The sequence below is a fragment of the Rhodococcus sp. 14C212 genome, from assembly GCF_011058195.1.
Taxonomy (GTDB): domain Bacteria; phylum Actinomycetota; class Actinomycetes; order Mycobacteriales; family Mycobacteriaceae; genus Rhodococcus; species Rhodococcus aetherivorans.
In genome coordinates this window covers 1-3,949 of sequence record NZ_JAALEH010000175.1, presented here as the reverse complement: position 1 = coordinate 3,949, position 3,949 = coordinate 1, and the positions used below count along the sequence as shown (strand labels likewise).

The following is a 3,949-nucleotide window of genomic DNA, read 5'->3' as shown; positions in this document are numbered from 1 at the left end:
CGCCCGAACCGCCCCCGCGCCGTCGCCCCGTCGGCGCCCGTCGCCTGCTGCGCCGCGCCGGGATCGTCGTGCTGGTGCTGATCGCACTCGTCGGCGCCGGTGCCGTCTACCTCGACGGCAAGCTCACCCGCGTCGACGCGCTCGCCGACTACGACGACCGCGTCGGCGACACCCCGGGCACCAACTGGCTGCTCGTGGGGTCCGACAGCCGCACCGGCCTCAGCACCGAGCAGGAGCAGGAACTCGCGACGGGCGGGGAGACCGGCCCGGACCGCACCGACACGGTCATGCTGATCCACGTGCCCAGCGGGGGCGGGGCCACCACGATGGTGTCCCTCCCCCGCGACTCGTACGTCCCGATCCCCGGCCACGGCCAGGACAAGCTGAACGCGTCGTTCGCGCTGGGTGGTCCGGCACTGCTGGTGCAGACCGTCGAGGGCGCCACCGGCGTGCACATCGACCACTACGCCGAGATCGGGTTCGGCGGCTTCGCCTCGATCGTCGACGACCTCGGGGGTGTGGACGTGTGCCTGCCGCAGGCCATCGACGATCCGCTGGCGGGGATCTCACTGCCGGCCGGCTGCCAGGAACTCACCGGTCCGCAGGCCCTCGGCTTCGTGCGTACCCGCGCGACGGCGCTGGCCGACCTCGACCGGATGAACAATCAGCGGCTGTTCATGTCCGCCCTGCTCAGCAAGGCCACCGGCCTGAGCACGCTGCTGAACCCGGTGCGAATGTGGTCTCTGGCCTCCGGGGTCGCCGGCTCATTGCGCGTCGACGAGAGCGACCACATGTGGCACCTGGCCCGGCTCGGGTGGGCGATGCGCGGCGAGACGGTGACCGCCACCGTCCCGGTCGGCGGCTTCGAGGACGTCTCCGGCCTCGGCAACGTGCTGCTGTGGGACCGGTCGCGGGCCGTGCCGTTCTTCGACGCCCTGGCCCGGGACCAGCAGATCCCACCGGAACTGCTGACGCCGCCGTCGTGAGCCCGCTCGCCGGAGCCGAGCGAATGTATCGCTCATCTCCGTAGTCCGACGGAACGATACATTCGCTCGGCCCGAACTCGGCCCGAACTCGGCCCGGGGCCGGCGACGGGACGGGTCAGCGCAGGGTGACCTGACGGCTGCGCAGGCCGTCGCGCGAGCGCCGCTCGGCGGCGGTGAGCGGCGCGTCGACCGCCAAGGCCTCGTCGAGCCGGGCACCGAACTCGGCGGTGGGGCCGACCCACTCGTTGGGGTGCCGCTCGGGGTCGAGGTCGAACACCGGCACGAGCAGGCCGTGGGTGCGGAACGACCCGGCGAACCGCGAGCCCTCCCCCAGGTGCAGTCCGCCCGCGGCGTGCACCCGCGACAGCGCGGACATCAGGGCGTCCTCGTCCTCCGGACGCACCCAGCGCAGGTGCGCCTTCTCGCCGGCATCCACCCACCACGCAGCGACGAGGCCTTCGCCCTGGAGCCGCGCGGACGGCATGATCGCGTCGTTGGCGTGCTTGACGGTGTGCGCGACGTCGGGTGAGACCTCGACGCCCTCGGGGATCCACCAGTCGAAGTCCTGATGCACGGTGATCTCCGGGACGACATCGACGTCGATCAGATCGTGCAGGCGCGGCTCGTCCGGACCGGGTTCGGCGACGGCGAGCGACGACCCGGCCTCCGCCTCCCGGGCCCACGCGATCGCGGCGCCGAGTTCGGCGGCCGGGTCGGGGCCGGCGGCGGCGAGCTGCAGCCCGACGTACGCGGTGGTCTCGTCGCCCTCCTCGCGGGCGAGCGCGGCGACGGCGCCGGGCAGCACGGTGGCCGCGCGGACGGCCCGGCCGGGCGTGGTCAACGGCAACGTGAACACCGCCGACGGAACGAACTCGCGCAGGGCCACCAGATCGCACTCGAGGGCGAGACCCTCGAACGGCCGGCTGACCGTGGCAGCCTCGGCCTCCCGGGCGAGCCGGCGCTGCTCGAGCTTCGCGGCACGGTTGCTGCCGGGCTTGGGTCCGCTGTTTCTCTTACTCTTCTTGGCCACGGCGCAAAACTACACGCCGCGCGAAGCGCCGAGCAGAAGCTTGGTGCGCCCCGGATGATTGGTGGCCACCCAGCCGACGCCGAGGTCGCGGCACAGTTCGACATCGGCGGGATCGTCGACGGTCCAGCAGTAGGTGGCGCGGCCCGCGGCAGCCGCCTTGTCGACGAGCTCGGGGTGCTGGCGCAGCGTGAGGATCGAGGGGCCGATCGCGGTGGCCCCGACGGTGGTGGCGGCGCTGCCCCCGAGATAGTGGGAGGTGTCGCCGAGGAGCACCGTCGGCAGCAGCGGCGCCGACCGGCGCACGCGCCACACCGCGGCCGCCGAGAACGACATCACGACGACGCGGGAGAAGTCCGCGGAGGCGGGGGTGGCGAGCCGGAAGCGGGCCAGTTCGGCGAGGAGTTTGGCCTCCACGAGCCCGCCGTAGCGCACGGGGTGCTTGGTCTCGACGAACAGCTTGACGGGCCGGCTGGTCCAGTCGAGGGTCAGCTCGATCAGCTGCCGCAGCGTCAGCAGTCGCGCCGGCTCGCCGGGGGTGCCGTAGTCGAGCTCCTCGAGCTGGGCGAGGGTCATCTCGCTGACCAGGCCGCTGCCGGTGGAGGTCCGGTCGACGGTGCGGTCGTGGATGCACACGAGATGCCCGTCGCGGGTGAGCCGCACGTCGCATTCGAGACCGTCGGCGCCCTCCTGCAGCGCGAGTTCGTAGGCGGCGAGGGTGTGCTCGGCCCTGGCGGCGGATGCCCCGCGGTGCGCGACGACGCGCGGTTCGCCGGCCGCGGTCACGAGGCCACCGCCTCGTCGGTGCGCGCGCCGACCGGTTCGATCGGCGCGATGGGTTCGTACTTGGGGCCGGTCGCGACGGTGCGGCGGGGCAGGCGACGGGGACGGCCGCGCAGGTCCTCGTCGTCGAACAGCCGCACCACATGCAGTGCCGCGACGGCGACGGCCGCGGCGAGGGCGGCGGTCACCGCGGCGAGCAGCACCCCGTCGGCCTGCGCCTGCAGGGTGTCCCTCTGCCGCCACAGCACGTTGACGACGAACAGCACGCCGCCGAGCACCCACAACACCCACCACGTGCGCACGGCTCGTCGCAGCCGCGGGTCGCCGGGACCGGTGATCTCGGTGAGGAAGACGCCGGGCATCGCGAGGTTCACGCCGGGCACGAGGCAGCCGAGCAGCAGCGAGATCCGGCCGCGCGGGTCGGCGACCCCGCGGGCGGCGAACAGCTGTCGCCGCACGCGGATCAGCCGCAGCGTGGCCGCGACCCCGGCGGCGAGGGCGACGGCAGGGCCGCACAACTGGGTGGCCCACACCAGGGCGTCGGACGCCGCGAGAGCGAGGGGGTCGACGAGGCGTGTGCGGTTGTACAGCAGCAGCCCGTAGCGGACGGCCTCGGCGACGGCGGCGAGGCCGAACACGACAGCGGTTCCGGCGAGCAGGGTCGGGGCGAGGTCCGCGAGGGTTTCCTCACGCGACGGGGCCGACGGCTCGCCGGCCGGGCGAGGATCGGCAAGGCCCCAGCGCGGCACCTCGTGGTAGCGCGGAGTCGGGCCCGCCGGCCGCCGCCGAGGCCGGGGACCGTCCTGGCCGGAGCGGGCCTGCGGCGGCCGTGCCACCCAGCGGAAGTTGCGGCGCCCCGGTGGAACGGGGGCCGCGGTGTCGTCGGGGGACAGCAGCAACCCGCGGCAGCCCGGGCACCACTGCCGGGGCTGCCAGGACACGGGCCAGCGGTGTCCGCAGCGGACGCAGATCTGGTAGGCGGCCATCAACAGATCTTCGCCGAGACGTCGCCGTCGTGCCCGAGATCCCGTTCACCGGCCTCGCGCGCGTCGAGCGGCACGACCTCGGGACCGATCGGCGGCACGTCGGAGAAGCTCACACCGTCAATACTGGCACGCGACTGCGGCGCATGCAGCGACCCCCGGGATCCCGC

At 73.8% G+C, this 3,949-nt stretch carries 4 protein-coding genes; 1 reads left to right on the top strand and 3 read right to left on the bottom strand.

The genetic code is table 11. From position 1 onward, the window contains the following. The coding region (locus G6038_RS30310) for an LCP family protein (RefSeq protein WP_240918886.1) at positions 1-986 on the top strand (986 nt) is incomplete at its 5' end. Between the two features lie 115 nt (positions 987-1,101). On the opposite strand, the gene G6038_RS30305 is transcribed toward G6038_RS30310, so the two are convergent. The 3 genes from G6038_RS30305 to G6038_RS30295 are packed head-to-tail and all read right to left on the bottom strand — an operon-like array spanning position 1,102 to position 3,782. Then, the gene (locus G6038_RS30305) at positions 1,102-2,016 is read right to left on the bottom strand and encodes a DUF5926 family protein (protein WP_165042565.1); all 915 of its coding nucleotides are present in this window, start codon (positions 2,014-2,016) and stop codon (positions 1,102-1,104) included. A gap of 9 nt (positions 2,017-2,025) precedes the next feature. After that, positions 2,026-2,799 carry a glycerophosphodiester phosphodiesterase gene (locus G6038_RS30300; protein WP_165042563.1) on the bottom strand — a complete coding sequence of 258 codons (774 nt, stop codon included), beginning with the start codon at positions 2,797-2,799 and terminating at the stop codon, positions 2,026-2,028. Continuing rightward, entirely contained in the window at positions 2,796-3,782 is a 987-nt protein-coding gene (locus G6038_RS30295) for a DUF4328 domain-containing protein (protein ID WP_165042561.1), read from the bottom strand. The genes G6038_RS30300 and G6038_RS30295 overlap by 4 nt, the downstream gene beginning before the upstream one ends. Between the last annotated feature and the right edge of the window lie 167 nt (positions 3,783-3,949).

Coding starts and splice junctions, on each gene's coding strand:
- G6038_RS30295 (WP_165042561.1), bottom strand. CDS start 3,782: ATGGCCGCCTACCAGATCTGCGTCCGCTGCGGACACCGCTGGCCCGTG.